Genomic DNA, 14,463 nt, shown 5'->3' with positions numbered 1-14,463 from the left:
ATTATCCGTTACGTAACATATCAGCATATTCATTGGGAAAGGGACTGTCCTCAACTGCTTTTGCAGCTTTCTCGATATCGTAATCAAAGCGGATGAATTCAACCTGGATGCTGTCTTTATCGGTTACTGTGCTTTCCGGGTTAATGGTCAGGATCACATAACCGCCCCTTGGGTCTTTGTCCTTCGGCTTACCGACCGATCCGATATTGATCGCATGCCTGAAGTGATCGTTACCATCAGTTCCGGAATTTAAAATGCGGTGGTAAGGCTGATGGGTATGACCAAAACACATGATATCCGCATCGGCCTGCTCCATGATCCTGATCATGCTTTTCTCCTCACGGTCTTCAAAAAGGTATTCGTTTACCTTTCTTGGACTGCCGTGTACGAACAGGATATTCCGTTTGTCGTGGTTTAATTGGTATTCCAGTCTGATATGTGCCGGAAGCGTTCTTAGGTAGGCGCGCTGTTCATCTTTTACAATTTCATTTGTATAAGATATAGACACCTTGCCCATCTCTTTTTCTTCGTCAGTTTTATAGGCACAGCCGCAATCATCACTGTATCGGCCAATGCCCCAATCATAATTTCCCGCAATGGTGGGTATGCCGCGCCTCCGGATCTCATCGATCACTTCATTGGGCCAGATGTTGTAGCCCACAAGGTCGCCCAGGCAATAAATGGCATCGGTATTTCTGGTTTCAACGTCTTTAAAGAACGCTTCCAGTGCTGGAAGATTGGCATGGATGTCAGAGAATAAAGCAATTTTCATAGTTATTTTGAGGTTTGTTGAGTTTGATTAATTCGGCACCTGTACAGGCGCGTAATATTTTTTCCTGAACCAGAAGGCCAGGTTAACCAAGGCAATCAATGCGGGTACTTCCACCAAAGGTCCGATTACTCCGGCAAATGCCTGTCCCGAATTGATTCCAAACACACCAATGGCCACAGCGATCGCCAGTTCAAAATTGTTCCCAGTGGCAGTAAAGGCAATGGAAGTACTTCTAGAATAATCTGCCCCGAAATACCTGCCTGCAAAAAAACTGACGATGAACATGATAGAGAAATAGATCACCAGCGGTATGGCAATACGAACCACGTCCATTGGTATCTGTACGATCAGGTTACCTTTCAGGCTGAACATAATGACAATGGTAAACAGCAAAGCGATCAGGGTTATAGGAGATATAAATGGTATAAACCTGTTCTGGAACCAGTCTTCACCTTTGAGTTTGATCAGTGCATATCTGCTGATAACACCCATTGCAAATGGCAATCCTAAATAAATGCCCACGCTTTTTGCGATCTCACCAATGGTTATATTTACCTCAAGGCTTTTCAGGCCAAAGAAAGGTGGCAATACGGTAATGAATATATAGGCAAACACGCTGTATAACAATACCTGGAAGATGCTGTTCAATGCGATCAGGCCAGCGGCATATTCGCGGTTACCTTCTGCCAGCTCGTTCCATACCACCACCATGGCGATACAACGTGCTAGCCCGATCAGGATCAGGCCAACCATATATTCAGGATAGTCCCTTAAAAAAGTAATGGCCAGAAAGAACATCAACAGCGGACCGACCACCCAGTTCAGCACCAGGGAAACGCTCAACACTTTAGTATCCTTAAACACTTCGCCCATATTTTCATATTTTACCTTGGCAAGTGGCGGGTACATCATCAGGATCAGGCCGATGGCCAGTGGGATGTTGGTTGTACCGCTGGAAAAGGAATTGATAAAACCGGAAGATGATGGGATAAAATAGCCGATGCCAACCCCTATCGCCATCGCGATAAAGATCCATAGGGTCAGGTAACGGTCAAGGAATCCCAGTTTTTTTCGTTCTGCAACGGGGGCACAATTGTTTGCACTCATGGTTTATCTGTTTATATACTGGTTTACAAAATCTGCTGAATAGGCTTTGATCAGCTCACGTACCCTTCTGAATTCGTCCAGCACTTCCTCTGGCGTTCCTGTAGCCTTTGCAGGGTCAGGGAAATTCTGGTGGAAGCGGTCTACCTTGCCCGGAAAGAAAGGACAGGCTTCATTGGCATTATCGCAAACAGTGATTACTGCATCAAAATCAATTCCGGCATATTCATCTACATGGTTCGAGGTATGTCCCGAAATATCGATATGATCTTCAGCCATGACTGCGATAGCTTTTGGATTTACGCCATGTGTTTCAATCCCTGCGCTGTAGATCTCTGCATTGTCTCCGGCAAAATGCCTTAAATAACCTTCTGCCAGCTGGCTTCTACAGCTGTTTCCTGTGCAGAGTACTAATATTTTTTTCATGTTTTTATTCTTTTCCTGTTATTTTACTTCTTCGTTCCATCAGCACTGTATCCCGCCATACCCCGTCCATCTTGCCGATCTTTTCGCGATAACCGATTTTTCTAAAACCGAGCTTTTCGTGCAGGGCGATACTTGCCGTATTTTCCGGAAAGATGCCTGATTGCAGCGTCCAGATGTTACTGGCCTCACTTTCGGTGACCAGCTTTTGCAATAGCGCCCCACCTATCCCTTTACTACGATAGCCTTCATGTATATAGACGCTCACTTCTGTTACCCCTGCATAGACACATCTGCCTGAAACAGGGGTTAAAGCTGCCCAGCCTGCCACGTTGCCATCAATGATAGCGACATAGCGGAGACCAGCCAGGTGGCCTTTGTCCCATTCTTCCCATGCCGGGGCATCGGTCTGAAAGGTAGCCTGCTTAGTGGCGATACCTTGTAGATAAATAATTCTAACCTCTTCCCAGTGCAAGGGGAGTAATTCTATAATTTCCATACGCTGATTAGCAGCAGCCCGAACCGGGTTCACAGGTCTGTCCCGCCCCAGCAAGGTTTACCATCTGTAATTTTGGTTTTTCTTCTTTCACCGCTGGTACACAGCATTCTTCCCCTGTTTCTGTTGTTCCACAACTTCCCCCACGTCCGATTGCTTTACACTGCGTAAAATCAGGGATCAGGTTAACGATCAGGTTATCGCCATCGATCAAAAATTCGCCGGGATACATCTGTCTGGTATCAAACTGTGAGTTTCCAAACTCTATCTTAACAGTTCCCAGGGGATTGAGCGGTAATGATTTTTCTACCAGACTTACAATTGACAACGCTTTGCTGACCTGCATGGCTCTTTCGCTGTCTTGTACAGATGGCTCCCAAAGCTGTACGATAATTTCTGTCCAGGTATTCATTTTTCCTCCGCAATCCACAGATACGATTGGTGCCTGTTTGATTTCGGTAATATGGTATGAAGCGTCTACCCACTTACCTTCCGCATATTGGAACTGTAAGGTTAAATCTGGATGTTGTTCTAATGTGGCTTTAAATGTTTGCCAGTTGGTCAATTCTGCATTGTTCATAATATTGCAATTTAACGATTGATATAAATAAAAAAAGGTTAACAGCAGGTAGTTTCGCCTTTGTACGAGCCAAAGAATGTACCCAACTGTTCTTCCAATAATTTCCAGGTTTTAGGGTTGATACAATAGCAGACACTCACGCCTTCGATCGTTCCCTGAATGATCCCGGCTGTTTTAAGTTCTTTAAGGTGTTGCGAAATGGTAGCCTGTGCTAAGCCCAGTTCCTCTACCAGATCCCCGCAGATACAGGTATTGGATATAAGGATCCTTTGCAGGATGGCGATGCGGGCAGGATGCGCAATTGCTTTCAGCAGTGTGGAAAGCTGGTTCTGCTCGTCGGAGAATATTTCTGATCTTGTAAGTCCCATAATTTTATATCGCAATATTACGATATAAAATCAATAACCCAAAATAAATTTGATTTTTATTTGTGGTGACCAGAAAATCAAAAAGCTGCATTTTACGTTTTCATCCGCTTGAAAAAACCAAAGCCTGCGATCTATTAGATACTTCAATAACGTCCATCGGTAACAGCATCTACCTTATTTCTTAATTAAAAATATCAGTCGATTTTGGCATTTCTCAATCTCAGGGAATTTAATATAACGGAAACCGAGCTAAAGCTCATCGCGAGTGCAGCGATCATTGGAGAAAGTAAAATTCCAAAAAACGGATATAAAATACCTGCCGCTATCGGAATGCCCAATATATTGTATCCCAGGGCAAAAAACAGGTTTCCTTTGATATTTGCCATAACGTTATGGCTTAACAACCTTGCTTTTGCGATCCCGTTTAAATCTCCCTTCACCAATGTAATCGCGGCGCTCTGGATCGCTACATCCGTTCCCGTGCCCATCGCAATCCCGATATCAGCCTGGGAAAGTGCAGGGGCATCATTGATGCCGTCACCTGCCATGGCTACCTTTTTGCCTTCGGCCTGTAGTTTTTTTATTTCATTCAGCTTATCTTCAGGCAACATCTGAGCTTTGAACCCATCCAGATTTAAAGTTGCGCTTACTGCCCTCGCTGTATCCTCATTGTCTCCGGTAAACATGATTACCTTGATGCCTTCCTGCTGGAGCTTTAGAATAGCAGCTGTGCTGGAATGCTTGATCTTATCCGAAATCACAACAAACCCCACTGCTTTATTTCCAACGGCCAAATAAGAAACCGTCTTGCCCTGCCTTTGAGCGGCACTAACCTGCTCGGACAGACTAGGATCAATCGCCGCTTTAACATGCTCCATCAGTTTTTGGTTCCCCAAAGCCAGTCTTTCCCCATTCAGACTGCCTGTTACGCCCTTCCCGGTAACGGCCTCAAAGTCGGATATAGCCTTAACGGATATTTCGTTTTCCTCCCCATAACGCAAAGTTGCCTGTGCCAATGGATGTTCGCTGCTGCTGTTCAAAGCCACAATTTTCTCCAGGATCTGTTTTTCGGTAAAGCCCTTATCTACGCTAACCACACTTTCAACCGAGGGCTTTCCCTCTGTAACCGTACCAGTTTTATCGATGACCACTACATCAATAGCATTCATTTTCTCAAGAGATTCCGCATTTTTGATCAGTATACCAGACTGAGCGCCCTTCCCTACTCCCACCATTACCGACATTGGGGTAGCCAGGCCTAGCGCACATGGGCATGCAATAATCAATACCGCGATTGCATTTACAAAAGCATAAACATAGGCCGGATCGGGGCCGTATACTGCCCATACCACGAACGTTACAATAGAAATCAATACCACAACAGGCACGAAATAACCTGAAATTTTATCGGCCATCTTTTGGATGGGCGCTTTTGAGCGGCTGGCGGAATTGACCATTTCGATGATCTGAGAAAGCAGTGTTTCTGAGCCTACCTTTTCGGCAAGCATGACAAAGGTCTTTTTACCATTGATGGTTCCTGAACTGATTTTATCCCCTATCTTTTTCTCAACAGGAAGGGGTTCTCCTGTGATCATGGATTCATCAATTACAGCTTCCCCGTTCTTAATACTACCATCCACCGGAATTTTTTCACCAGGCTTTACCCTCAGCAGATCTCCTTTCTGAATATCATCAATAGATACTGATATTTCCTTATCCCCGACCACTTTTGTTGCTGAATTAGGTGCCAGCTTCAACAGCTCCTTAATGGCGCTGTTGGTTTTGCCATGCGCCCGGGCTTCCAAAAGCTGACCGAGCAGTACCAGCGTAAGAATCACGGTTGCCGCCTCAAAATAAACGAAAACGGTGCCGTGATGTGTTTTAAACTGATCAGGAAAAACTCCGGGGAATAGAAGGGCGACAATACTGAAGCCCCAGGATACCCCGGCACCAATCCCAATCAGTGTAAACATGTTCAGTTTCCAGGTAATGATGGATTGCCATGCACGCTGAAAGAACATCCAGGTTGCATAAAAGACCACCGGAATAGAAAGAAAAAACTGAACCCAGTTCCAGTATTTAAGTTCCATTAGATCAAACAAAGGATTGCTGGGAATCATTTCCGTCATGGCAATAACAAAAATGGGTATGGTAAAACCTGCTGCAATCTTGAACTTTTTGAGCAGGGTTTCATAAGTTTTATCTTCTTCTTCAAGGTTTGTCCCTGTAGGTACCAGGTCCATTCCGCAGAGCGGACATGATCCTGGTTTGTCCCTGATAATCTCGGGATGCATGGGGCAGGTAAATTGAGATGCCTGTTTCTTGGCAGGCTGTTTTACCAGGTCCATCCCGCATACAGGGCAATGACCTGGCTTATCATAAGTCTTCTGACCTTGACAGTGCATAGGACAATAAAACAGGCCTCCCGCTTCATTTTTATCATCATTTTCAACCTTGGGACTTTGCTCATGGGTTGAATGATCATGATTAGGATGTTCTGAAGATTTTAGAACATGTTTTCCCTGAACTGCCATTTCAATACCGTAATGTCCGGCGGCAGAAAGAGCCTCCTGCAGCTTTTCCGTCGGGATATGTTCTTGCATAGTTATGACGGCTTCAGCAGGTTCAAGGGTCACCTGTGCAGAAACGCCATCAATCGCATTCAGCACATTTTCGACTTTGCTCCGGCAGCCCTGACAGCTCATTCCGGTTATTTTATAGGTGTGTTCCATGTTTTTGATTTGTTAATAGCTTAATGTCAATCCGGCGCCATAGCCCATATCACTGTCATAATGTGTTGAAAGCCCAAAATACTTAGTAACGATGTACCTGAATCCGGCCATATATTCCTTATCGGTATTGACCATAAACTGGAAGCGCAGTCTTTTGGAAACGGGGATATCTTCCCTCATCAGCTGAAACCTGACATTCCCCTTGTGATCGAGGGAAGCATCTGCAACGATCAGCAGTGGTAGGGTATATTGAACTCCCAAATGAAATACCTGCCTGAAATTTTTGGTATTTCCCTGCCCGAAAAGATTGTTTCCCGGCGAAAGTGATTGCCCGAAAACATTCTTGTCCAAGGGATCAACCGTTCTTTTTCTAAAATCCCATCCGATATAGGGCAATAGCCATTGGTTTCTCCCGATATATCTTCCAAAATGACTTTCACTTTCATAGCCCATTTCCTTGTCAAACCCAATCCGCCATTCAGTGGTAAAGCGGTAACGGGTATTGGCGAGCATAATCTCTCCGTCGCTGCCATTGGTTTCGATTCCGATGCGTGCCATTGGATGAAATACCCTGTCATCACTGAAAAGTTTTCGCTGTGCCAGCTTGGGGTCCGGGATTTCGGGATTAGGCGGAGAATTCTCATAACTGAATACCCTTCCCATACCGCTCATCATGTGATAGAGAATATGGCAGTGGAAGAACCAGTCGCCTCCTGGCTCTGTTGCTGCAAATTCAAGGGTATCCCGCTCCATGGGCATGATGTCGATAATGTTCTTCATCGGGGCATATTCTCCCTGCCGGTTAATTACCCTGAAGTCATGGCCATGAAGGTGCATAGGATGGCGCATCATACTGTTGTTGTAAAGGATTATCCTAACATTTTCGCCCTTTTTTATCAGTATCTTATCGCTTTCAGAAACGGTTTTGTTATCCAGCGTCCAGACGTAACGGTTCATATTTCCTGTAAGGTCAAACTTAAGTTCCTTCCATGGGCCTTTTGGCAGGGTTGTTTTCTTTGGATCTCGAAGCATATTATAGTTCAGAGTAACGATATCGGCGGTTTCTGCCTCCATATTCATCCCTGCCATGCTCTTGTCACCAGACATCTGCATACCAGGCATCCCCTTCATTTTTTTCTCTGTTTTTGAATTTTCTTCACCGGTTACCTCCGGGTACATCACCGTATTCATATCCATGATCTGGTTCTGCATCTTCATGCCTTCCATCTGTACCATATTGCCGCTCATATCCATCATATCGTTCATCATTTTCATTCCGGCAAAATACTTCAGTTTGGGCATTTTCTCTGCATGGACCTTTTCTCCCTTGCCCAGCCATAGTGATGCTGATCCCGTACGGTCTTCAGGAGTGACCAAAAATTCATAGCTCTTATTTTCCGGAATCGTGACCACTACATCATAGGTTTCGGAAACCGCTATAATCAGCCTGTCGACCTCTACAGGCTCCACATCATTTCCATCGGTAGCGACAACGGTAATCTTGCCCCCTGCATATTTAAGCCAGAAATAATCTGAGGCTCCACCGTTTGCAATACGCAGCCTTACCTTGTCCCCAGCCTTGAACTGCGGCTGTTCGTTCTGATTTTTCCCATTGATGAGAAAGGCTTCATAATAAACATCGCTCACATCCATGGCATTCATGCGCTTCCATTCATTGGCTACCTTTGTTTTAAAATGTCCGGTCCTGATCGCTTCTGCATAACTCTGGGTAGTCCCTTTTTTGATGGCAAACCAGTCGTTGGCATTTTTCAGGCTTCTATGAACCTCCTCGGGCTTCATATCTGTCCATTCGCTAATGACTACTGGAAGGGTTGGAATATCCCACTCCGTACGTTTGTTCATGATAAATGCCCCATACATACCTATCTGTTCCTGAAGGCCGCTGTGGCTGTGGTACCAGTGCGTTCCATGTTGGACGATGGGAAACTTATAGATGTAGGTAGTGTGCGGTTTGATCGGCATTTGGGTCAGAAAAGGAACACCATCCATCTTGTTCGGAAGAAAAAGTCCGTGCCAGTGCAGCGCGGTTTCCTCGTCGAGATTATTGTGCACGTAGATCAGGGCGGTATCGCCCTGCGTAAAGGTCAGTGTGGGCATGGGGATCTGACCGTTTACCGCAATTGCCCGCTTTGATTTTCTCCCATAATTTACCGTTGTATCGGCTATGTAAAGATCATAACGCACGGTACGTGGTGGAAATTTATTCGCAACGGTCTTAATCGGGCCCAAATTGGCCTTTGCAGTTTTGATATTTTCCATGTCAGAACTGTTATCATCCATTGCCATGCCCGCCATATCCCCCATATCCTCACTCTTTTTGGAACTTTCCTTTGTTCCCCCATTCTGTTCAGGCGCTGACCTGGGCTTTTCCCTGATTAGCTTCATCCCGCATTTGGGACAGTTGCCAGGTTTGGAGTCATGGATCTCAGGGTGCATTGGGCAGGTATAGGTTACTGATTCCTCTTTTGGCTTACTTTCCAATTTTTCTGCCAGCATTTTCATGCCTTCCATAGCTCCCTTTTTTGTACCTTGCTTCTTTTTGCCCGGATCAGCTGTCTTTGCCTTATCCACTTTACCTTTCTGCAGGATAAGCTTCATTCCGCACTTTGGACAGTTACCGGGTTTTTCCGATTGTATTTCCGGGTGCATCACACAGGTATAGATTACCCTGGACTGACCAGCACTGCCGTTCTTGTCCGTTTTCATTCCCTTCATATCCTGGGCGGAAACCACAGAATAAATTATCAATAAAAAGACTGTTAATATATTTTTCATTTCTTTGTTAATTAAAGAGCAGTGAGATTCTTTCTGTTCAAACTATCCCTTGAATTCTGTACCCACTTTATGAGTATCGACTTTTCCCTTGGATCTAATATTGCATTTCTGTGGATCAGGCTATAAGAGGAAAGCGGCATTGTACCATCTTTTAAGCTATTTTCTATGGCCCGCAGTTTGTTCTGACGCCTCCGCAAGGTATAGCCGGCGAATTCATTAAAGTTCAGCTCCTCTTTTCCCGATCGTATGTGACTGTTAAGGTACCAGTGAAGCGGCTGAACATAGGCATACCATGGATATTCCGTGTTGTTGCTATGACAGTCATAACATGATTTTTTAAGTATACCCTGTACATCATCAGGCACAGGAATAAGTGTGGATATATCCTGAGGCATAACCTGCACGCTTTTATTGCGTGCAGGCTGTAAGATCTGCATAAGCAGGAAGATAACTAATAGCCCAAGAACGATTTTCTTTATGCCCGTCATTTTTGTGCTATTTCAGTTCTTCTTTGACAGTGCCACAGGTGGGCATCGTTTTTCCAAGGTAAGGGTTTTTGATCTCCTTTATCTCACTCACCCAGATTGCACCCTTGTTATTGTTGTACATGGGACAACGGTCCACATACAGGGGCTTGTCAGTGCCAAGGAGCTTGATCATATCGTACATGTCTTTGCTCAGCATATCGAAATGCTCACGTTGATGGACAATATTGCCTGCATTGGAACCGATATGCTCTGCGTGCTCTTTGGCATCATCCCGAATATCGCTATATGCCCTGGCCTGCTCCGAAGTCAATGATTTTTCATCAAAACTGGCGAACGCTGCGACCATTTCACTGCCTGCGGCGGCAGCTTGTTTATCATCGTCCGTGGTAAGGGCATTTTTCAGTTTCAGATAGCCGGATAAAAGCGCAGCCGTTTGGGTTTTTTTTACCTTATTGGTTTCCCTAGAAACATTTTTGGTCGTGGAATCCGCTACAGCAGAATCTTGCTTTTCATTTTTGCCATTTGTACAGGCGGCAAGGAAAAATAGTGGGCCCAGAAGGCTATATATTAATGTTTTCATTGTTATTGATATATTTTGAATAAATTATTTCGAGCTGTATGTAGAATATATGCACACAGCTATATTGAACGTACCAAAACATCTCAATGCTAAATGTCCGTTCAATAACAATATGAATTATTTGATAGTCTCCTTTACTGCACCACAGGTCAGCATCTGCTTACCGAAATAAGGGTTTTTGACGCCAGCGTTATCAGAAAGCCAATAGCTCTTTTTCATCGGACAATAGGTATAATAAACAGGCGCTTTGGTGAGTTTAACCGCTTTTGCCAGTTTAAAAAGATTGGCAGAAAAAGTTGCGAAATGTTCTCTCTGATGGGCAATATCCTTACTCTCCGATATGTGCTTGGCATCAAAGGCAAGCTTATCCTGTAAACCTATAAATATATTCATATCGGCTTCTGGCATTGACTTCATGTCCATGCTGCCCAGCGCTCTGGAAAACTCAGTGGCTTTTGAGGCGGCGACTGTCGCATCTGCATTTATCAATGCATTTTTGATATCGTAATAAGAAGTTAAAAGTGACTGTGTCTGGCTATTTTGCGCAAGGACGCGGCCAGTGAAAACGATTGCCAATAGGGCAACCAGAAAAAATATTTTTTTCATGATTTTAAGATTAAATGTTTACACTCTTTCCGCAGGAGTTTTGGCCGCGCGAAAGCCAGGCACCATGTCAATGTAACACGGGCTCTATTGGTAATTCTTGGTGAAATCTTATATCTGAAAGCTATTGATGGAAATCCGGATGTCCCTGTTGGGTGGCCGCTCCCGCTGTCCGGCGTAAACGCTCTTTTTGAGAGCCAGTTTGACAGAAGGAATTAAAAAGTTGTAATTATAATCTGGAAGCAATAGAACAGGTAGGATAACCTGGTTTTTAACGCTTTGGGGAACAAGCTTCCCCTGAACCACAAGGTCGTTGACCAGAGTCTTGCAACAGGGATCTTCTTTTGAAAGATTCGGTCCATTTGAAGCACTGTGTTTATGCACATGTGCACCTTTATGCTGATGATCATGTTTGTGATTATTCTTTTTAGAGGAAACATGATCATCAATTTCTCCGTGATTATCTCTTTCCATTCCAACTGCACAGGCAAGGCCAACAACAGTGTTGAGCAGAAAAATCACTAAAAGAAAGATGGCTTTGGTTTTCATCAGACTACAAATCTATATAAAGATGCAAAATTAAATTTATATAATTTCCCATATCTTTTATATAATTATATTAGAAAATCACCTCAAATTTCTGACATTGAACTTGTTTCAATATTTTTCGGCCCCTCGAAAAGTAATTTCGTTTCGCCGACTCCGACCTGTCAAATGCTGGATTTGCTTTTCACCAAGGTCCAGACAGTATTAGCGCAATCAAGCTACATACTATGCCAAATTTTACTTACCATGGGTATTTATCCATAAGATATGACGCACCAAATCATAACCTTACCCTCCATTTTTGAATATCGATTCACTCTCCAAGAGGTAGGCTCTACTGGTGACCACTATTTCACCTAGTGAAATGCCAGACAATACCTGCACATAGCCCCCGTTCTCTGCTCCGGTATTGACCTTTCTTCCAGAAAAACTTCCATCACGATTTTTGATCCATACCTTATTGCCTTTACCTCCTGCTAGTATTGAAGATGTGGGCACAGCAACAGCATTCTGTTTTCCATTACCAATGGAAATGTATGCCAACATCCCCGGCCTGATCAGCCCCTGCGTATTTGGAACTGCGATCCGGATGAGCACAACCTTAGATTCATCTGATAGTTCAGGATTTACAAATTCCACCTTGCCTTTAACAACCTGTCCGTTCAGATCTGGAAAAGAGACATTCACCATGTCATTTTCCTTATAGTTTCCGCTTTCGCCGGCATATAACTGCGCCTCTATCCATAGATTGGCTAACCCTTGCGTTTTTAATATAGCCATCCCTTCAGTTACGTAATCACCCTCGTGGATGGCTATGTCGCTTACCGTTCCGTTAACCTTGCTGTATATGGTAACAGTGGCCGAAGTTTTGGACAAAGAAGAAAGATTTATGATCTGGGCGGAGTTCAGGCCCCATAACAATAACTTGTGCTCTACTGTCTTGATCATGGCCTCATAATCGACGTCAGGATTATTTAATACCTTCTGCTGCTGCCTGGCCAAAAGGTATTCTTTTTCGGCTGATAACAGGTCTTCGCTATAAATGGAATACACTGCCTGACCTATTGTTATTTTTTCTCCAACGGACCTAACAAATAAACGCTGTATGCGTCCGGCCACTCTTGCACTGATCTCTTCCGCCTTACTTTCGTCCGTGGCAACTGTTCCGGTCAGAAGTTTTTCGCCCCCTGTATTTTCTTCCCTTACCGTATCAACTGTTATGCCTGCCAACTGAATCTGGCTTGCTGTCAATGTTATTTTTTCCGTGGCAGAATTTCCTGATCCAGTAAGTTCGACCTTGATCAGTTTCATGCCACAGATCGGACAGTTGCCGGGATGGTCTTCATGTATCTGTGGATGCATGGAACAGGTATAGTAAAATTTGCTTTTTGCTTTTGCCGCCGGCTCTGCTTTTTGTTTGCAGCTGTTAAATATACTTACTGAAAGCACAATAATCAGTAAGGCACAGATCCTTTTCAGGTTAATTCTTTTTATGTTATTCATGACCCTTTGTTTTGATGAAACTCTCACTGTCTGTTAAATACCCTGCATCTACTGCCAGGGTATCGGTTGCGGAAAGGCCTCTTGTTATCTGTATTTCGTTCCCTTTGAAAGTCCCAATATTTACACTATGTGCATAGTATAAGCTGCCTTTTTTTAGCCAGATTATTTTTGTCTGCCCAAGATCCTGCAGAGCAGACCTCGGTATCCAAAGCCCTTTGGATTTTCCCGTCTCTATTGAGGCATTGATTAGACTGTTTACCTTCAGCTGATGTTCCATATTGTCCAGATAAACCCTTGCGCTAACCGTTTTGTCACCTTGCTGAAGGGTAGGTTCAATAAAATCTACTTTCCCATATAACGTTTTACCTGGCAGATCCGGCAGGGTAATCTTAACCGGTTGATTTAACTCTAAGCTGGCCAGTGAATTTCTGTCGATCTTGATAATGGCCTGGAACAGGGCAGCCCAGGTGATCAGCTCAGGCATAATCTGGTAAGGGTGCCTTAAAATATGAACCGGCCTATGGTCCGACAGAGAAAGCCTGCGTTTTTTAAGGTAGACGGTAAAAAGAAGAATTGCGCAAAGCAGCAACCCTCCCGGTAAGCTTCCCCTTGGAGAGAGGATGATTTGTCCGGGTTCAGCAGCAAAAGCAGCATAGTTCCCTGCAGCATAAACCAGTTTATACCCGATAAGAAAACCTAAAAATCCATTGGTTATCCATTCCCATAACAAAATCTCCTTCTTAGGCTGTATAATAATCTCAACAGGTGCTATATGTCCTGCAGCCTCCTTTCTTTTAAGCTCAGCAGAAAACAGCAGGTAACCAGAAATAAATGCCAGGGCCACAAAGAAACCGAAAGTCTGAACGGGAAGCGGAATATATATTCTAAATAGGTATTCAATAAGATGGGTCAGGGTTGGGAACATAGGCAGAAACTGAAAAACCGCAACGTAAAAAAATATATTAGCCGCCATCAGGAAATTGCCCCAAGTAGTCCATAAAGTGGGGACCCTTTAAAAAGCAGATCCCCACTGATCCTATTTGGATAACAATAAGTCTTAAGCCAGCAAGCGTTTGAGCCACTTTAATTCAATATATAAAATTAAATGCCCAAAGACTAGTAAGCCACGCCTCAGAAGCTAATTATGACCTCATTGTTACGATTCATAGTTATGGTGGTACCTTTAAAAAGTCGCACTGATCGGGCTATTTCTTTCCGGGTCGATCAAAAAACATAAAGATTAACAAGGGATAAAAAATAAAAAACAATATGTGATTTTTGTCAGCTTTATCCCTGGACGAAGTGTTAGGTTTACTTTGGAAAAAACGCGCTGCATGTTTTAATTAGGGAACCATAGAGAGTTTCTTTGTAAATTTATTATACCCTTTATTCTATATCCAAAAAATGTATTCCAATATTTTAAAGAATTTTGGCGCAGGCCTGCAGTATAGTTATCTTTAAAATCCAAAACA

General features: G+C 43.8%; 14 protein-coding genes. All 14 read right to left on the bottom strand.

Annotated elements, in window-relative coordinates; genetic code table 11:
- Window position 1 precedes the first annotated feature (1 nt).
- The 14 genes from ABD769_RS00550 to ABD769_RS00485 all read right to left on the bottom strand — a co-directional run bounded on the left by ABD769_RS00550 (window position 2) and on the right by ABD769_RS00485 (window position 13,964).
- Window positions 2–772, bottom strand: coding sequence for a metallophosphoesterase family protein (locus ABD769_RS00550; protein WP_344848276.1), 771 nt, complete (start codon window positions 770–772; stop codon window positions 2–4).
- Window positions 773–799: 27 nt separating this feature from the next.
- Window positions 800–1,879 carry an ACR3 family arsenite efflux transporter gene (gene arsB, locus ABD769_RS00545; RefSeq protein WP_344848274.1) on the bottom strand — a complete coding sequence of 360 codons (1,080 nt, stop codon included), beginning with the start codon at window positions 1,877–1,879 and terminating at the stop codon, window positions 800–802.
- A 3-nt stretch (window positions 1,880–1,882) separates the two neighbouring features.
- The gene (locus ABD769_RS00540; protein ID WP_344848271.1) at window positions 1,883–2,302 is read right to left on the bottom strand and encodes an arsenate reductase ArsC; all 420 of its coding nucleotides are present in this window, start codon (window positions 2,300–2,302) and stop codon (window positions 1,883–1,885) included.
- Between the two features lie 4 nt (window positions 2,303–2,306).
- The gene (locus ABD769_RS00535) at window positions 2,307–2,798 is read right to left on the bottom strand and encodes a GNAT family N-acetyltransferase (protein WP_344848268.1); all 492 of its coding nucleotides are present in this window, start codon (window positions 2,796–2,798) and stop codon (window positions 2,307–2,309) included.
- Between the two features lie 7 nt (window positions 2,799–2,805).
- Complete coding sequence (locus ABD769_RS00530) at window positions 2,806–3,375, bottom strand: DUF6428 family protein (protein WP_344848265.1); 570 nt, start codon at window positions 3,373–3,375, stop codon at window positions 2,806–2,808.
- A 38-nt stretch (window positions 3,376–3,413) separates the two neighbouring features.
- Entirely contained in the window at window positions 3,414–3,743 is a 330-nt protein-coding gene (locus tag ABD769_RS00525) for an ArsR/SmtB family transcription factor (protein WP_344848262.1), read from the bottom strand.
- 194 nt (window positions 3,744–3,937) lie between these two features.
- Complete coding sequence (locus ABD769_RS00520) at window positions 3,938–6,475, bottom strand: heavy metal translocating P-type ATPase (RefSeq protein WP_344848260.1); 2,538 nt, start codon at window positions 6,473–6,475, stop codon at window positions 3,938–3,940.
- A 12-nt stretch (window positions 6,476–6,487) separates the two neighbouring features.
- Window positions 6,488–9,202, bottom strand: a complete 2,715-nt coding sequence (locus ABD769_RS00515) for a multicopper oxidase domain-containing protein (RefSeq protein WP_344848257.1) — start codon at window positions 9,200–9,202, stop codon at window positions 6,488–6,490.
- An 80-nt stretch (window positions 9,203–9,282) separates the two neighbouring features.
- A complete protein-coding gene (locus tag ABD769_RS00510) occupies window positions 9,283–9,759 on the bottom strand; it encodes a heme-binding domain-containing protein (protein ID WP_344848255.1) in 477 nt (158 codons plus the stop codon).
- A 7-nt stretch (window positions 9,760–9,766) separates the two neighbouring features.
- Entirely contained in the window at window positions 9,767–10,339 is a 573-nt protein-coding gene (locus ABD769_RS00505; protein ID WP_344848252.1) for a DUF3347 domain-containing protein, read from the bottom strand.
- Between the two features lie 117 nt (window positions 10,340–10,456).
- On the bottom strand, window positions 10,457–10,945 hold the full coding sequence (locus ABD769_RS00500) for a DUF3347 domain-containing protein (RefSeq protein WP_344848249.1): 489 nt from the start codon (window positions 10,943–10,945) through the stop codon (window positions 10,457–10,459).
- Between the two features lie 108 nt (window positions 10,946–11,053).
- The gene (locus ABD769_RS00495; protein WP_265856930.1) at window positions 11,054–11,491 is read right to left on the bottom strand and encodes a hypothetical protein; all 438 of its coding nucleotides are present in this window, start codon (window positions 11,489–11,491) and stop codon (window positions 11,054–11,056) included.
- Between the two features lie 285 nt (window positions 11,492–11,776).
- Complete coding sequence (locus ABD769_RS00490) at window positions 11,777–12,991, bottom strand: efflux RND transporter periplasmic adaptor subunit (protein ID WP_187593154.1); 1,215 nt, start codon at window positions 12,989–12,991, stop codon at window positions 11,777–11,779.
- On the bottom strand, window positions 12,984–13,964 hold the full coding sequence (locus ABD769_RS00485; RefSeq protein WP_265856928.1) for an efflux RND transporter periplasmic adaptor subunit: 981 nt from the start codon (window positions 13,962–13,964) through the stop codon (window positions 12,984–12,986). The genes ABD769_RS00490 and ABD769_RS00485 overlap by 8 nt, the downstream gene beginning before the upstream one ends.
- Window positions 13,965–14,463 lie beyond the last annotated feature (499 nt).

The sequence above is a fragment of the Pedobacter jeongneungensis genome (assembly GCF_039538295.1).
Taxonomy (GTDB): Bacteria; Bacteroidota; Bacteroidia; order Sphingobacteriales; family Sphingobacteriaceae; genus Pedobacter; species Pedobacter jeongneungensis.
Note: the sequence above shows the minus strand (reverse complement) of the source record. Positions and strands in the feature narration are given on the sequence as shown.

Excerpts from the sequence above, each read along its gene's own strand:
- ABD769_RS00550 (WP_344848276.1), bottom strand. The coding sequence starts at position 772 with ATGAAAATTGCTTTATTCTCTGACATCCATGCCAATCTTCCAGCACTG.
- arsB (WP_344848274.1), bottom strand. The coding sequence starts at position 1,879 with ATGAGTGCAAACAATTGTGCCCCCGTTGCAGAACGAAAAAAACTGGGA.
- ABD769_RS00540 (WP_344848271.1), bottom strand. The coding sequence starts at position 2,302 with ATGAAAAAAATATTAGTACTCTGCACAGGAAACAGCTGTAGAAGCCAG.
- ABD769_RS00535 (WP_344848268.1), bottom strand. The coding sequence starts at position 2,798 with ATGGAAATTATAGAATTACTCCCCTTGCACTGGGAAGAGGTTAGAATT.
- ABD769_RS00530 (WP_344848265.1), bottom strand. The coding sequence starts at position 3,375 with ATGAACAATGCAGAATTGACCAACTGGCAAACATTTAAAGCCACATTA.
- ABD769_RS00525 (WP_344848262.1), bottom strand. The coding sequence starts at position 3,743 with ATGGGACTTACAAGATCAGAAATATTCTCCGACGAGCAGAACCAGCTT.
- ABD769_RS00520 (WP_344848260.1), bottom strand. The coding sequence starts at position 6,475 with ATGGAACACACCTATAAAATAACCGGAATGAGCTGTCAGGGCTGCCGG.
- ABD769_RS00515 (WP_344848257.1), bottom strand. The coding sequence starts at position 9,202 with ATGAAAACGGACAAGAACGGCAGTGCTGGTCAGTCCAGGGTAATCTAT.
- ABD769_RS00510 (WP_344848255.1), bottom strand. The coding sequence starts at position 9,759 with ATGACGGGCATAAAGAAAATCGTTCTTGGGCTATTAGTTATCTTCCTG.
- ABD769_RS00505 (WP_344848252.1), bottom strand. The coding sequence starts at position 10,339 with ATGAAAACATTAATATATAGCCTTCTGGGCCCACTATTTTTCCTTGCC.
- ABD769_RS00500 (WP_344848249.1), bottom strand. The coding sequence starts at position 10,945 with ATGAAAAAAATATTTTTTCTGGTTGCCCTATTGGCAATCGTTTTCACT.
- ABD769_RS00495 (WP_265856930.1), bottom strand. The coding sequence starts at position 11,491 with ATGAAAACCAAAGCCATCTTTCTTTTAGTGATTTTTCTGCTCAACACT.
- ABD769_RS00490 (WP_187593154.1), bottom strand. The coding sequence starts at position 12,991 with ATGAATAACATAAAAAGAATTAACCTGAAAAGGATCTGTGCCTTACTG.
- ABD769_RS00485 (WP_265856928.1), bottom strand. The coding sequence starts at position 13,964 with ATGGCGGCTAATATATTTTTTTACGTTGCGGTTTTTCAGTTTCTGCCT.